Genomic DNA, 13,507 nt, shown 5'->3' with positions numbered 1-13,507 from the left:
GGAACGTCACTTATGAAGATGACCGCGCGCGGCAGCATTGCGGTACTCATGACCTGTATGGCCGCGGCCGGCGCGGCCACCCCGGCCGTGGCCGACTCGGTCCCGGTCGGTGTCCCGTTGGACGCCGTCGAGACGACGCTGGGCGTGGACACCCCGCGCGTGGCGACGGGGGTGCCGGTGCCGGTCGTCGGAGCGCCCGACGTACCCCGCCACCACCGGGGCGACATGCTCCCGACGCCCCTGCTCCCCTCGGTCCCGATCGGCACCGAGCTGGGCAACACCCTCATCGCCTCCCCGGTCCCGAACCTGGCGGGCACACCGGAGACCGACGGCGAGGGCACCCTGGACGCGCCGGCCACCACGCTGCGCACCCGCACCCCGGGTGCGGTCGTCGGCGCCCCGCTGACGATGCCGGACGGCTCCGACTTCGGGCTGCCGCACCTGACCGCCCCCAAGCTGGGCCTGATCGCGCCCGAACTGACCGGCGCCCCGTCCGCCCTCCTCGGCCTGCGCTGAGACCGGTGCGGTGAGACCGCTGCGCCGACGCGCGGTCAAAAGGCCGTTCGGTCTGGGAACGTGTAGGGCATGGGATTCCATGTCGACTCCGAGACCGGGCGGCTGCGCCGCGTCATCCTCCACCGGCCGGACCTGGAGCTGAAGCGGCTCACACCGAGCAACAAGGACGCGCTCCTCTTCGACGACGTGCTGTGGGTCCGCCGGGCCCGGCAGGAGCACGACGGCTTCGCGGACGTGCTGCGCGACCGGGGGGTCGAGGTCCACCTCTTCGGCGACCTGCTGTGCGAGGCCCTGGAGATCCCCGAGGCCCGCCACCTCGTCCTCGACCGGGTGTTCGACGAGAAGGAGTACGGCCCCCTCGCCACCGGCCACCTGCGGGCCGCGTTCGACGGACTGACCTCGGCCGCGCTGGCCGAGGCGCTGGTCGGGGGGATGACCAAGCGCGAGTACCTGGACCGGCACGCCGAGCCGGTGTCGGTGCGCTTCCACGCCCTGGACCTGGACGACTTCCTGCTGGGGCCGCTGCCGAACCACCTCTTCACCCGCGACACCTCCGCCTGGATCTACGACGGGGTGTCCATCAACGCGATGCGCTGGCCGGCCCGCCGGCGCGAGACCGTCCACTTCGAGGCGATCTACCGCCACCACCCGCTCTTCACCTCCTCGGGGGCCTTCCACTACTGGTCGCAGGGACAGGCGGACTACCCCTCGACCATCGAGGGCGGGGACGTGCTCGTCATCGGCAACGGCGCGGTGCTGATCGGCATGAGCGAGCGGACCACCCCGCAGGCGGTGGAGATGCTGGCCCGCGGGCTGTTCGCCGCGGGGTCGGCGACCACCATCGTGGCGCTCGACATGCCCAAGCGGCGGGCCTTCATGCACCTGGACACGGTGATGACGATGGTCGACGCGGACACCTTCACCCAGTACGCGGGGCTCGGGATGCTCCGCTCCTACACCATCGAGCCGGGGCCGGGCGCTCAGGAGCTCAAGGTCACCGACCACGCGCCGGAGCACATGCACCGGGCCATCGCGGCCGCCCTCGGCCTCGACGCGATCCGGGTGCTCACCGCCACGCAGGACGTGCACGCGGCCGAGCGCGAGCAGTGGGACGACGGGTGCAACGTGCTGGCGGTGGAGCCGGGCGTGGTGGTGGCGTACGAGCGGAACGTGACGACCAATACGCACCTGCGCAAGCAGGGCATCGAGGTCATCGAGATCCCGGGCAGCGAACTGGGCCGGGGCCGGGGCGGTCCGCGCTGTATGAGCTGCCCGGTCGAGCGGGACGCCGTGTGAGGAGGCGCGCCGGGTGTGAGGAGATGCGCCCGGTGTGAAGAGCGCAGTCGGTGTGAAGAGCGCACCCCAGGCCTGTATATCAATACGGAGGATCGTATAGACTTCCAGCATCCCCTGTCACCGTGACGCTGGAGCGACCCCATGGCCACCGACCTCGTCGGCCGCAGTTTCCTCAAGGAGCTCGACTTCACCGCCGCCGAGTTCCGCGGCCTGATCGAGCTCGCCGCCACGCTCAAGGCCGCCAAGAAGGCGGGCACCGAGCGGCGCTCGCTCCAGGGCCGCAACATCGCCCTGATCTTCGAGAAGACCTCCACGCGCACCCGCTGCGCCTTCGAGGTCGCCGCGGCCGACCAGGGCGCCCACACCACCTACCTGGACCCCTCCGGCTCCCAGATGGGCCACAAGGAGTCCGTCAAGGACACCGCCCGCGTCCTGGGCCGGATGTTCGACGGGATCGAGTACCGCGGCGACAGCCAGCAGGTCGTCGAGGAGCTCGCCGCCCACTCCGGCGTGCCCGTCTTCAACGGCCTCACCGACGACTGGCACCCCACCCAGATGCTGGCCGACGTGCTCACGATGAGCGAGCACAGCGGCAGGCCGCTGGAGCGGATCGCCTTCGCGTACCTCGGCGACGCACGCTTCAACATGGGCAACTCCTACCTGGTCACCGGCGCGCTGCTGGGCATGGACGTACGGATCGTGGCGCCCGAGGCCTACTGGCCGGCCGTCTCCGTCGTCGCCCGGGCCCGCGAGCTCGCGGCCGCCAGCGGGGCGCGGATCACGCTGACCGAGGACGTGGCCGAAGGGGTCGCCCAGGCGGACTTCGTCGCCACCGACGTGTGGGTCTCGATGGGCGAGCCCAAGGAAGTCTGGGACGAGCGGATCGCCGCCCTGTCCCCGTACGCCGTCACCATGGACGTGCTGCGCGCCACCGGCAACCCGGACGTGAAGTTCCTGCACTGCCTGCCGGCCTTCCACGACCTGGGCACCGAGGTCGGCCGGGGCATCCACGAGCGGCACGGTCTGGACTCCCTGGAGGTGACGGACGAGGTGTTCGAATCGGAGCACTCCGTGGTCTTCGACGAGGCGGAGAACCGGCTGCACACCATCAAGGCCGTGCTCGTCGCCACCCTCGCCCGGCCCGGCGCCGCGGACGCGGCGGCCGGGGCCGCATAGTCATACCGCCGCCCTCCGCGCCGGCAGGGTGAACCACACCGCCTTGCCGCGCGCGGTGCGCCGGTGCCCGCAGCCCGAGCTCAGGGCCCTGATCAGCAGCAGCCCCCGGCCGTGCTCCTGCCACGGGTCGGGATGGGTGTCGTCCGGGCGGGCCGTGAGGTCGCCCGGCGGCCGCGGGTCGCCGTCGTGGACCTCGACCTGGCAGCCGCCGCCCAGCAGCTCCACGACCAGCTCGATCGGGTCCCCGCCGGCGGTGTGCTCGACCGCGTTGGCCACCAGCTCCGCGGTCAGCAGCTCCGCCGTGTCGGCGTCGGCCGAGGGCGCCGCGCCCTCGGCCAGCGCGGCGCGGACGAGGGCGCGGGCCAGGGGGACGGCGGCTGCCGTGTGGGGCAGTGCGATCCGCCAGGCGGAGGCGTCGGGCACGGGGTCCGTCCGTTCCGGGGGGTCGTGGCAGGCGGCGCGCGCGGGGCGCGGGGGCAGGGGCGCGGGCAAAGGGTTCGTATTCAACGATACGAAGTCAAAATGTCGAACCGTAGGGCACCCCGGCGGAACCGGACAGGGCCGCCCGACCCGTCGCGCCGGGACCTTCGCACCGGGCCGCCCGACCGCCGCCCGGCCGTGCCATCGGCCGCACCGCGCGTGTCGCGTTTCTGTGACGGAAGTCACGGGTCGGTGATACCGTCGGTCGGGTGAGTCCCTTCACCGGTTCCACAACAGCGACCGAACGGTGGCACCACCTCCGGGTCACCCGGCAGGACGGCGTCGCCACCGTCACCTTCGACCGGCCCGAGAAGCTGAACGCGCTCACCTTCGGCGCCTACGCCGACCTGCGCGATCTGCTGGCCGAGCTCTCCCGCGAGCGGTCCGTGCGCGCCCTCGTCCTCGGCGGCGAGGGCCGCGGCTTCTGCTCCGGCGGCGACGTGGACGAGATCATCGGCGCCACCCTCGCCATGGACACCGCCGAGCTCCTAGACTTCAACCGGATGACCGGCCAGGTGGTCCGGGCCATCCGCGAATGTCCCTTCCCGGTGATCGCCGCCGTCCACGGGGTCGCCGCCGGCGCCGGAGCCGTGCTCGCGCTCGCCGCCGACTTCCGCATCGCCGACCCCACCGCGCGCTTCGCCTTCCTCTTCACCCGCGTCGGCCTCTCCGGCGGCGACATGGGCGCCGCCTACCTGCTGCCGCGCGTCGTCGGCCTCGGCCACGCCACCCGGCTGCTGATGCTCGGAGAACCCGTGCGCGCCGCCGAGGCCGAGCGGATCGGCCTGCTCAGCGAGCTCACCGACGAGGGCAAGGCCCACGTACGGGCCGCCGAACTCGCCGCGCGCCTCGCCGCCGGACCCGCGCTCGCCCACGCCCAGACCAAGGCCCTGCTCACCGCCGAACTCGACATGCCGCTCGCCGCCTCCGTGGAACTCGACGCCACCACCCAGGCGCTGCTGATGAACGGCCGGGACTACGCCGAGTTCCACGCCGCCTTCACCGGCAAGCGGCCGCCCGAGTGGAAGGGCAGGTAGCGCCGTGCGCGTGGCCGTCGTCGGCGGGGGACCGGGGGGACTGTACGCCGCCGCGCTCCTGGCCCGGCTGGGCCACGGTGTGGAGGTCTGGGAACGGGGCGCGCCCGAGGACACCTTCGGTTTCGGCGTGGTCCTCTCCGACGAGACCCTCGGCGGCATCGAGCGGGCCGACACCGCCGTCCACGCCGCCCTGAGCGCCGAGTTCGTCCGCTGGGACGACGTGGACGTCGTGCACCGGGGACGGCTCCTCACCTCCGGCGGCCACGGCTTCGCCGCCCTCGGCCGGCGCCGGCTCCTGGAGATCCTGCACGAACGCTGCGCCGGGCTCGGCGTCCGGCTCCGCTTCCGCACCCCCGCGCCCGACCCCCGGACCCTCGCCGACTCCTTCGACCTGGTGGTCGCCGCGGACGGGGTGCACAGCGCCGTCCGCGAGGCGGGGGCCGCGCACTTCGGGCCGACGCTGACCAGCGGCCGGTGCCGGTACATCTGGCTCGCCGCCGACTTCGCCCTCGACGCCTTCCGCTTCGAGATCGCCGAGACCGGGCACGGCGTCATGCAACTGCACGCCTACCCGTACGCCCGCCCCGGGCCCCACGACCCGTCCGGCTCCTCCACCGCCATCGTCGAGATGCGCGAGGAGGTGTGGCGGGCGGCGGGCTTCGACCTGTGCGACGAGGCCGAGTCGGCGGCCCGCTGCGCCAAGGTCTTCGCCGAGGCCCTGCGCGGCCGCCCGCTGCGCGGCAACCGCTCGGCGTGGACCCGTTTCCGTACCGTCGTCAACACCCGCTGGTCCCACGGGAACGTGGTCCTGCTCGGCGACGCCGCCCACACCGCGCACTTCTCCATCGGATCCGGCACCAAGCTGGCGGTGGAGGACGCGCTCGCCCTCGCCGAAGCCGTCGGTGCCGGACCGGACGACCTGCCCGCCGCGCTCGCGGCCTACGAGGCGGCCCGCCGCCCGGCCGTCGCCAGCACCCAGCGCGCCGCGGCCGCCAGCATGCGCTGGTTCGAGGAGCTCGCCGGATACACCGCGCAGCCGGCCCGGCAGTTCGCCTTCAACCTCCTCACCCGCAGCCGACGGGTCACCCACGAGAACCTGAGACTGCGCGACGAGCGGTTCACCAGCGCCGTGGAACGGGACTTCGGCTGCCCCGAAGAGGGCCCGGACCAGCCGCGCACACCGCCCATGTTCACCCCCTTCACCCTGCGCGGGCTGACCCTGCGCAACCGGGTCGTCGTCTCCCCGATGGACATGTACGCCGCCGAGGACGGGGTGCCCGGCGACTTCCACCTCGTGCACCTGGGCGCCCGGGCGCTCGGCGGCGCCGGCCTGGTGATGACCGAGATGGTCTGCGTCAGCGCCGAGGGCCGGATCACGCCCGGCTGCACCGGCCTGTACGCGCAGGAGCAGGCCGATGCCTGGACGCGGATCGTCCGCTTCGTCCACGCCTCCGCGCCCGGCACCGCCTTCGGAGTCCAGCTCGGCCACAGCGGCCGCAAGGGCTCGACGCGGGTGATGTGGGAGGGCATGGACGACCCCCTCCCCGAGGGCAACTGGCCGCTGGTCGCGGCCTCCCCGCTGCCCTACCGGCCGGGCGTCTCGGCCGTCCCCGGCGCCCTCGACGCCGCCGGCCGGGCGGCCGTCCGCTCCGACTTCGCCGCCGCCGCCGGCCGCGCGGCGGACTGCGGCTTCGACCTGCTGGAGCTGCACTGCGCCCACGGCTACCTGCTCTCCGGATTCCTCTCGCCCCTGACCAACCACCGCACCGACGCCTACGGCGGCCCGCTGGAGAACCGGCTGCGCTTCCCGCTGGAGGTCTTCGACGCCGTCCGCGCGGCCTGGCCCGCGGACCGGCCGATGACGGTCCGGCTCTCCGCCACCGACTGGGCCCCCGGCGGCACCTCCGCCGAGGAGGCGGTGGAGATCGCCGCCGCCTTCGCCGCCCGCGGAGCCGACGCCATCGACGTCTCGACCGGCCAGGTCGTCGCCGACGAGGCCCCCGAGTACGGCCGCTCCTACCAGACCCCGTACGCCGACCGCATCCGCAACGCGCTCGGCGTGCCCGTCATCGCGGTCGGCGCGATCTCCTCCTGGGACGACGTCAACTCCCTGCTCCTGGCCGGGCGCGCGGACCTGTGCGCCCTGGGCCGGCCGCACCTGTACGACCCCCAGTGGACCCTGCACGCGGCCGCCGAGCAGTCCTACGCGGGGCCGGCCGCGCCCTGGCCCGCGCCCTACCGGGCCGGCAGCCGTCCCCCGCCGACCGGGCGCGGCTGACCGGACCGCCCGGTCAGCCGCGCCAGGTCAGGCGCGCGCGAACCGGGACCCGGCCCCGTGCAGCCGCGCGTGCAGCTCCGCGAAGACGGCCGCCGCCCGCTCACCCGGCCAGTCCGCCGGGAGCAGCGCGCGGGGCAGGCCGGGATCGGCGTACGGCAGGCGGCGCCAGGTGTCCAGGGCGAGCAGGTAGCGCCGATAGGCCTCCTCCGGCGTCGGCTCCGGGCCGGACCGCAGGGCCCGCAGGCCCGGTTCGTGCAGGTCGAGGAATTCCTCGTGCTGCTTGGCCAGGGCCGCCAGGTCCCACCAGCGGCCCACCGCCTCCGCCGTCGGGGCGAAGCCGAGGTGGGCGCCGCGGAACAGCTCCACGTACGGGGTCAGCTGCAGGCGCTCCAGCGTGTGCCCGGTCTCCTCCGCCAGCGCCGCCGGGGCGATCCACACGCCCGGCGCCACCGAGCCGAAGCCCAGCCGGGCCAGCCGCGAGCGCAGCAGGTGCCGCTTGTGCCGCTCCTGTTCCGGGACGGAGAACACCGCCACCAGCCACGCGTCGGACGGCCTGGGGCCGCCGTAGATCCGCCGGTCGCCGTCGTCCAGCAGCTGGCGGGCCTCGTCGGAGAGCGCGTACCCCGCCGCGCCGTCGACCGCGGGAGCGGGCAGCAGGAAGCCCCGCCGCTTCAGCCGGGACACCGACGAGCGGACGGACGGGGCGTCCACGCCGGCCGCGCCCAGCAGCCGGACCAGCGCGGAGACCGGGACCGGGCCCTCGAAGGACCGCCCGTAGGCGCCGTAGAACGTGACGATCAGGGATCGCGGGGTGTGCTGCTCGACCACGGGTTCACTCTAGATCGCGCAGCCGGAAGCGCTGCAGCTTGCCCGTCGCCGTGCGGGGCAGCGCGGGCACGAAGACGAAGGACCGCGGGCACTTGTGCGGGGACAGTTCCGCCCCCATGTGGTCCCGCAGGGCCTCCTCGGTCGGGGCCGACCCCCCGCGGAGCACCACGTACGCCACGACGACCTGGCCGCGCCGCTCGTCGGGACGGCCCACCACCGCCGTCTCCAGCACGTCCGGATGGCGCAGCAGCGCCTCCTCGACCTCCGGGCCCGCGATGTTGTAGCCCGCCGAGACGATCATGTCGTCGGCGCGGGCGACGTAGCTGAAGTAGCCGTCCGGATCGCGCACGTAGGTGTCGCCGGTCAGGTTCCAGCCGTCGCGGACGTACTCCGCCTGCCGCGGGTCGGCCAGGTAGCGGCAGCCGACCGGGCCGCGCACGGCCAGCAGCCCCGGCTCGCCGTCCGCGACCGGCCGCCCGGCCGCGTCCACCACCCGGGCCCGCCACCCCGGCACCACCCGGCCGGTCGTACCGGGCCGGACGTCCTCGTCGGCGGCCGAGATGAAGATGTGCAGCAGCTCGGTCGCCCCGATCCCGTTGATGATCCGCAGCCCGGTCCGCTCGTACCAGGCCCGCCAGGTGGCCGCGGGCAGGTTCTCCCCGGCCGAGACGCAACGGCGCAGCGCGGAGAGGTCGTACGTCCCCACGTCGTACGGGCCCAGCGCGTCCAGCATCGCCCGGTACGCCGTCGGCGCGGTGAACAGCACGGTCACCCGGTGCTCGGCGAGGGCGGGCAGCAGGTGCCGCGGGCCCGCCTCCTCCAGCAGCAGCGCGCAGGCCCCCGCCCGCAGCGGAAACACCACCAGCCCGCCCAGGCCGAAGGTGAACCCGAGCGGCGGACTGCCCGCGAAGACGTCCTGCGGGCCCGGCCGCAGCACGCCGCGGGAGAAGGTGTCGGCCACCGCCAGGAGGTCGCGGTGGAAGTGCATGCAGCCCTTGGGCCGCCCGGTGGTGCCGGAGGTGAACGCGATCAGCGCCACGTCGTCCGCGGAGGTCTCCACCGCCGGGTAGGGCGTGCCCGCGTACCGCTCGGCGCGGCGCAGCAGGTCGTCGGGGGCCGGGCCGCCGTACGGGGTGACCAGCAGGCCCGGCACCTCGGCCTTGGCCAGGTCGTCCAGCACGTCCGCATGGCACAGGGCGTGCCGCACCCGGGCCAGCGCGCAGACCTCGGCCAGCTCCCGGGACCGCTGCCGGGGCAGGACGGTCACCGCGACCGCCCCCGCCTTCACCACCGCGAGCCAGCACGCGGCGAGCCAGGGGCCGGTGGGGCCGCGCAGCAGCACCCGGTTGCCGGGGACCACCCCGAGGTCGACGCTGAGCACGTGGGCGACGGCGTCCACTCGCTCGCGCAGGGCGCCGTACGTCCACGCCTCGCCGGAGCCGCCGCGCACGGCAGGCCGGTCGGGGCCGAGACGGGCGATGGTCGCGTCCAGCAGCTCGGCCGCGCAGTTGAGGCGGTCCGGGTAGGCCAGTTCGGGCAGCTCGAAGAGGAGTTCCGGCCAGCTGTCCGCGGGAGGCAGATGGTCCCGGGCGAAGGTGTCGACGTGGGCGGAGGGCTTGAGATCCAAGGTGGGTTGACCCCCTTGAGACGGTCCGGATGGGGGTGGAGCCGGCCGTGTGGTCGCCCCGGCGACCGCTGGGAGATGCCTCCGCACGAGCGTATCGTGACGGTGACGGCAGTCAACAGGACGCGATAGATGCGGGGTGTTCGGATGACCGGATTCGCGCTCGGGGCGGACCAGGAGGAGTGGTGCGGCCAGTTGCGCGCCCTGGCGGCCGGACGGCTGCGGCCGCTGGCCGAGCGGGGCGAGCCGGGGCGGGTCAACCGCCCGCTGCTGGCGGAACTGGGCGGGCTGGGCCTGCTGGAGCGGGTGTTCACCTCGGGGGCGCTCGACCTGTGCCTGCTGCGCGAGTCCCTCGCCCACGGTTGCACGGAGGCCGAGACGGCGCTCGCCCTCCAGGGCCTCGGCGCCCACCCGGTGCTGCGGTTCGGCAGCGCCGCCCAGCGCGAGCGCTGGCTGCCGCCGGTGCGGGCCGGCCGGTCGGTGGCCGCCTTCGCGCTCAGCGAGCCGGGGGCGGGCTCGGACGCGGCGGCGCTGGCGCTGGCCGCCACGCGCGACGGGACGCGCGACGGTACCGGCTGGCGGCTCGACGGGGAGAAGTGCTGGATCTCCAACGCCCCGGAGGCCGATTTCTACACCGTCTTCGCCCGTACGGGTGAGGGGGCCGGAGCGAAGGGCGTATCGGCCTTCCTGGTGCCGGCGGACCGGCCCGGCCTGACCGGCGAGGCCCTCGACATGCTGTCCCCGCACCCGATCGGCTCCCTGGCCTTCGACGGCGTGCCGGTGGGCCCCGAGGACCTGCTGGGCGAGCCCGGGCGGGGTTTCCGGGTCGCGATGGACACCCTGAACCTCTTCCGGCCGAGCGTCGGCGCGTTCGCCGTCGGCATGGCCCGGGCCGCCCTGGACGCCACCCTCGCGCACACGGCGGGCCGGGCGGCGTTCGGCGGGACCCTCAGCGACCTCCAGGCGGTGGCGCACCGGGTGGCCGACATGGCCACCCGCACCGAGGCCGCCCGGCTCCTCGTGTACGCGGCGGCCGCGGCCCACGACGACGGCGCCCCGGACGTGCCGCGCCGGGCGGCCATGGCGAAACTGCTGGCCACCGAGACCGCCCAGTACGTGGTGGACCAGGCGGTCCAACTGCACGGGGCGGTCGCGCTGCGCCGGGGCCACCTGCTCGAACACCTCTACCGGGAGGTGCGGGCGCCGCGCATCTACGAAGGGGCCAGCGAGGTGCAGCGCACGATCATCGCGAAGGAGCTGTACCGCGACCTGCCCGCCCGGCTCCCGGAGCCGGGGTCGAAGCCGGAGCCGGGGTCGCGGCCCGGATCCGTACGGCCGGCCGGGGCGGTGGCCGCCCGATGAGCCTGGAGCGGATCAACCCCGGCGAGCTGTCGCCGCCGACGGGCTTCTCGCACGCCGTGTCGGCGACCGGCGGCCGCCTGGTGTTCCTGGCGGGCCAGACCGCGCTCGACGGCTCCGGGAAGGTGGTCGGGACCACCTTCCCGGAGCAGTTCGAGCGCGCCCTCGCCAACCTGCTGACAGCCCTCGCCGCGGCGGGCGGTGCGCCGGTGGACCTGGCCCGGGTGACCGTGTACGCCACCGACGTGGCGGCGTACCGGGAGCACGCGGCCGAACTGGGGCGCGTGTGGCGCCGGTTGGCGGGCCGAGACTACCCGGCGATGGCGGTCATCGGCGTGGTCCGGCTCTGGGACGACCAGGCCCTGGTCGAACTGGACGGCATCGCGGTGCTGCCGTAGCGGTTGCCGGCGCCCGTCCCGGCCGGGGCCCGTACCGCCGCCCGCCGTCAGGCCAGGGCGGACACGACCACGCGGGCGGCGCGGGCGATGAGGGCGTCGTCGTACGCGGCGTCCCGGGCCGGGCGGCTGGAGAGGACCGCGAGGACGACGGGGGCGGCGGCGGGGGGCCAGGCGACGGCGATGTCGTTGCGGGTCCCGTAGCTGCCCGCGCCGGTCTTGTCCCCGACCTGCCAGTCGGCCGGAACGCCGGCCCGGATGAGGCGGCCACCGGTGGTGTTGCGCCTGAGCCAGTCGACCAGCACGGCCCGCTTGTCGGCCGGGAGGACATCGCCGAGGGCGTACGCGCGCAGGTCCGCGACCAGCGCGCGCGGGGTGCTGGTGTCACGGAGGTCGCCCGGGACGGCCTCGTTGAGGGCGGTCTCCACGCGGTCCGCGCGGGTGGTGCGGTCGCCCAGGGCGGCGAGGGCGGCCTGGAACGCCTTGGGGCCGCCGAGTTCGGCGAACAGCAGGTTGCCGGCGGTGTTGTCGCTGAACCGGACGGCGGCGTCGCACAGTTCGCGCAGCGTCATGCCGGTGTCCACGTGCTTCTCCGTGATCGGGGAGTTGGCCACGAGGTCGGCCGCGCAATAGCGCACCACCTCGTCCAGCTCCGCCAGGGAGTTGCGGTCCAGCACGGCGGCGGCGGTCAGCGCCTTGTGGGTGGAGCAGTAGGCGAACCGCTCGTCGGCGCGGTGGGCGACGCACCGCCCGCTGCCGGTGTCGATCGCGTAGACGCCGAGCCGGGCGCCGAACTCCTCCTCCAGATCGCGCAGCGCCCGGTGCGTCGAGGGCCGGTCCGTCGAGGGCCGGGGCGCGGCGCCGGCGGGCGCCGCGGCGCCCGCCACGAGCGGGGCGGCGGCGAGGGCGGACAGGGCGGCGAGTGAGGCACGTCGGCTGAGAGTCACGGGAATCCTCTTCGTGCTGTCGGTCGGACCGTTCGGCATCCGAGGCTAGGCCGTCCCGTTCTGATCTTGCCAGACCGCGTCCGCCCGGCCGCCGGAGCGCCCGGCCCCGCCCGCCGCCCGGCCCGCTACCGCGCGGCGTCCTCCAGCAGCGTGCCCATCCACTCCTCGATGCCCGCCACCGTGCGCGGCAGCCCGCCCGACATCAGACGGGCGCCGGTCGCGGTGACGACGAGGTCGTCCTCGATGCGCACGCCGATGCCGCGCAGCTCCGGCGGGAGGGTCTCGTCGTCCGGCTGGAGGTACAGCCCCGGCTCCACCGTCAGGACCTGGCCCTCCTCCAGCACCCCGTCGAGGTACGTCTCCGAACGGGCCTTGGCGCAGTCGTGCACGTCCAGTCCGAGCATGTGCCCGCTGCCGCACAGGGTGTAGCGCCGGTGCAGGTCGCCGCCGGCGTCCTTGAGGACGCCCCACTGCGCGAGCCCGTCCGCGATCACGGCCATGGCGGCCCGGTGGAAGTCGCGGAATCCGGCGCCCGGGCGCAGCGCCGCCATGCCCGCCTCCTGTGCGGCCAGCACCAGTTCGTACACCTGCCGCTGCACGGCGGAGAAGCGGCCGGACAGCGGCAGGGTGCGGGTGATGTCCGCGGTGTAGAGGGAGTCGGCCTCCACCCCCGCGTCCAGGAGCAGCAGGTCGCCGCGGTCCAGCCGGCCGTCGTTGCGTATCCAGTGCAGGACGCAGGCGTGGGCGCCCGAGGCCGCGATCGTCTCGTACCCGGTGCCGTTGCCCTCCGCCCGGGCGCGCCGGCCGAAGACCCCCTCGATCCAGCGCTCCCCGCGCGGATGGGCCAGGGCGCGCGGGAGTTCGCGTACGACGTCCTCGAAGCCCGCCGCGGTGTGGTCGACGGCCAGTTGGAGCTGGCCGACCTCCCACGCGTCCTTCACCAGCCGCAGCTCCGAGAGCACGGAGGCGAGCTCCGGATCGGATGCCGCGTCGCGGCCCGTCGCGGCGCCCAGGGCGGCCAGGGGGGCGCAGCGGATGCCGGTGAGGCGCTCGGCCTCGGCCGGGTCCGGGCGGCGGCCGACCCAGAACTCCCCGTACCGGCGGTCGCGGTAGAACTCCTCCTCCCCGCCGGTGCGGGGGGAGCGCGGCCTCAGGTACAGCACCGCCTCGTGGGCGTGCGGGCCCGAGGGCTCCATGACGAGGACGTGGCCGGCCTGGTCCTCGCCGGTCAGGCCGGTCAGCCAGGCGTACGCGCTGTGCGGGCGGAAGCGGTGGTCGCAGTCGTTGGAGCGGACGGCGAGCCCGCCCGCCGGGACGATCAGCCGCTCGCCGGGAAAGCGCGCCGAGAGCCGGGCGCGACGGGCCGGGGTGACGGCGTACGCGCCGACGCGGTCGGAGCCGGGCAGGGGCGAGGGGCTCCAGCCGCCCGCCATGAAGCGGGACAACTCCGGTGACGCCGGAAGGTCGTGGCTGCCGGTGTGCAGCGGGGCGGGGGCGCCGGGGCGGGGCGCGGAGGGGGTGTCGGTCACGGTGGCTCCCTCGGGACGGCGTGAACTGGTGGGCGCACAGGG

General features: G+C 74.9%; 12 protein-coding genes. 7 read left to right on the top strand and 5 right to left on the bottom strand.

The features are described 5' to 3' along the window. The first annotated feature begins 48 nt into the window (after nucleotides 1-48). The 3 genes from CP968_RS08505 to argF all read left to right on the top strand — a co-directional run bounded on the left by CP968_RS08505 (nucleotide 49) and on the right by argF (nucleotide 2,988). On the top strand, nucleotides 49-516 hold the full coding sequence (locus tag CP968_RS08505; protein WP_229886168.1) for a hypothetical protein: 468 nt from the start codon (nucleotides 49-51) through the stop codon (nucleotides 514-516). Between the two features lie 69 nt (nucleotides 517-585). Then, nucleotides 586-1,812, top strand: a complete 1,227-nt coding sequence (locus CP968_RS08500) for an arginine deiminase (RefSeq protein ID WP_150517417.1) — start codon at nucleotides 586-588, stop codon at nucleotides 1,810-1,812. A 141-nt stretch (nucleotides 1,813-1,953) separates the two neighbouring features. Then, nucleotides 1,954-2,988, top strand: coding sequence for an ornithine carbamoyltransferase (argF, locus tag CP968_RS08495; protein WP_150517416.1), 1,035 nt, complete (start codon nucleotides 1,954-1,956; stop codon nucleotides 2,986-2,988). On the opposite strand, the gene CP968_RS08490 is transcribed toward argF, so the two are convergent. Beyond that, nucleotides 2,989-3,411 (bottom strand): ATP-binding protein, encoded by a 423-nt coding sequence (locus CP968_RS08490; RefSeq protein WP_150517415.1) that lies wholly within the window; start codon nucleotides 3,409-3,411, stop codon nucleotides 2,989-2,991. A 266-nt stretch (nucleotides 3,412-3,677) separates the two neighbouring features. Between CP968_RS08490 and CP968_RS08485 the strand changes: the two genes are divergently transcribed. Both CP968_RS08485 and CP968_RS08480 read left to right on the top strand, forming a co-directional pair. Continuing rightward, nucleotides 3,678-4,505 carry an enoyl-CoA hydratase family protein gene (locus tag CP968_RS08485; protein WP_150517414.1) on the top strand — a complete coding sequence of 276 codons (828 nt, stop codon included), beginning with the start codon at nucleotides 3,678-3,680 and terminating at the stop codon, nucleotides 4,503-4,505. A gap of 4 nt (nucleotides 4,506-4,509) precedes the next feature. Further along, nucleotides 4,510-6,783, top strand: coding sequence for a bifunctional salicylyl-CoA 5-hydroxylase/oxidoreductase (locus tag CP968_RS08480; RefSeq protein WP_150517413.1), 2,274 nt, complete (start codon nucleotides 4,510-4,512; stop codon nucleotides 6,781-6,783). Nucleotides 6,784-6,810: 27 nt separating this feature from the next. Here CP968_RS08480 and CP968_RS08475 read toward each other — a convergent pair whose 3' ends face one another. Together CP968_RS08475 and CP968_RS08470 are read right to left on the bottom strand one after the other, a co-directional pair. Continuing rightward, on the bottom strand, nucleotides 6,811-7,611 hold the full coding sequence (locus tag CP968_RS08475) for a PaaX family transcriptional regulator (RefSeq protein WP_150517412.1): 801 nt from the start codon (nucleotides 7,609-7,611) through the stop codon (nucleotides 6,811-6,813). A 4-nt stretch (nucleotides 7,612-7,615) separates the two neighbouring features. Then, a complete protein-coding gene (locus tag CP968_RS08470; protein WP_150517411.1) occupies nucleotides 7,616-9,238 on the bottom strand; it encodes an AMP-binding protein in 1,623 nt (540 codons plus the stop codon). Between the two features lie 144 nt (nucleotides 9,239-9,382). Here CP968_RS08470 and CP968_RS08465 point away from each other — a divergent pair, with 144 nt between their 5' ends. Both CP968_RS08465 and CP968_RS08460 read left to right on the top strand, forming a co-directional pair. Then, nucleotides 9,383-10,597 (top strand): acyl-CoA dehydrogenase family protein, encoded by a 1,215-nt coding sequence (locus CP968_RS08465; RefSeq protein WP_150517410.1) that lies wholly within the window; start codon nucleotides 9,383-9,385, stop codon nucleotides 10,595-10,597. Further along, nucleotides 10,594-10,992, top strand: coding sequence for a RidA family protein (locus CP968_RS08460; protein WP_150517409.1), 399 nt, complete (start codon nucleotides 10,594-10,596; stop codon nucleotides 10,990-10,992). The genes CP968_RS08465 and CP968_RS08460 overlap by 4 nt, the downstream gene beginning before the upstream one ends. A 47-nt stretch (nucleotides 10,993-11,039) precedes the next feature. Here the strand turns inward: CP968_RS08460 and bla are convergent, their stop codons facing one another. After that, nucleotides 11,040-11,942: a class A beta-lactamase gene (gene bla / locus CP968_RS08455; RefSeq protein WP_373304038.1), complete on the bottom strand. Its 903-nt coding sequence runs from the start codon at nucleotides 11,940-11,942 to the stop codon at nucleotides 11,040-11,042. Between the two features lie 119 nt (nucleotides 11,943-12,061). Then, complete coding sequence (locus tag CP968_RS08450) at nucleotides 12,062-13,465, bottom strand: aminopeptidase P family protein (RefSeq protein ID WP_229886170.1); 1,404 nt, start codon at nucleotides 13,463-13,465, stop codon at nucleotides 12,062-12,064. Nucleotides 13,466-13,507: the final 42 nt, after the last annotated feature.

The organism is Streptomyces subrutilus, assembly GCF_008704535.1.
Taxonomy (GTDB): Bacteria; Actinomycetota; Actinomycetes; order Streptomycetales; family Streptomycetaceae; genus Streptomyces; species Streptomyces subrutilus.
Note: the sequence above shows the minus strand (reverse complement) of the source record. Positions and strands in the feature narration are given on the sequence as shown.

Coding starts and splice junctions, on each gene's coding strand:
- argF (WP_150517416.1), top strand. CDS start 1,954: ATGGCCACCGACCTCGTCGGCCGCAGTTTCCTCAAGGAGCTCGACTTC.
- CP968_RS08465 (WP_150517410.1), top strand. CDS start 9,383: ATGACCGGATTCGCGCTCGGGGCGGACCAGGAGGAGTGGTGCGGCCAG.
- CP968_RS08460 (WP_150517409.1), top strand. CDS start 10,594: ATGAGCCTGGAGCGGATCAACCCCGGCGAGCTGTCGCCGCCGACGGGC.
- CP968_RS08500 (WP_150517417.1), top strand. CDS start 586: ATGGGATTCCATGTCGACTCCGAGACCGGGCGGCTGCGCCGCGTCATC.
- CP968_RS08505 (WP_229886168.1), top strand. CDS start 49: ATGACCTGTATGGCCGCGGCCGGCGCGGCCACCCCGGCCGTGGCCGAC.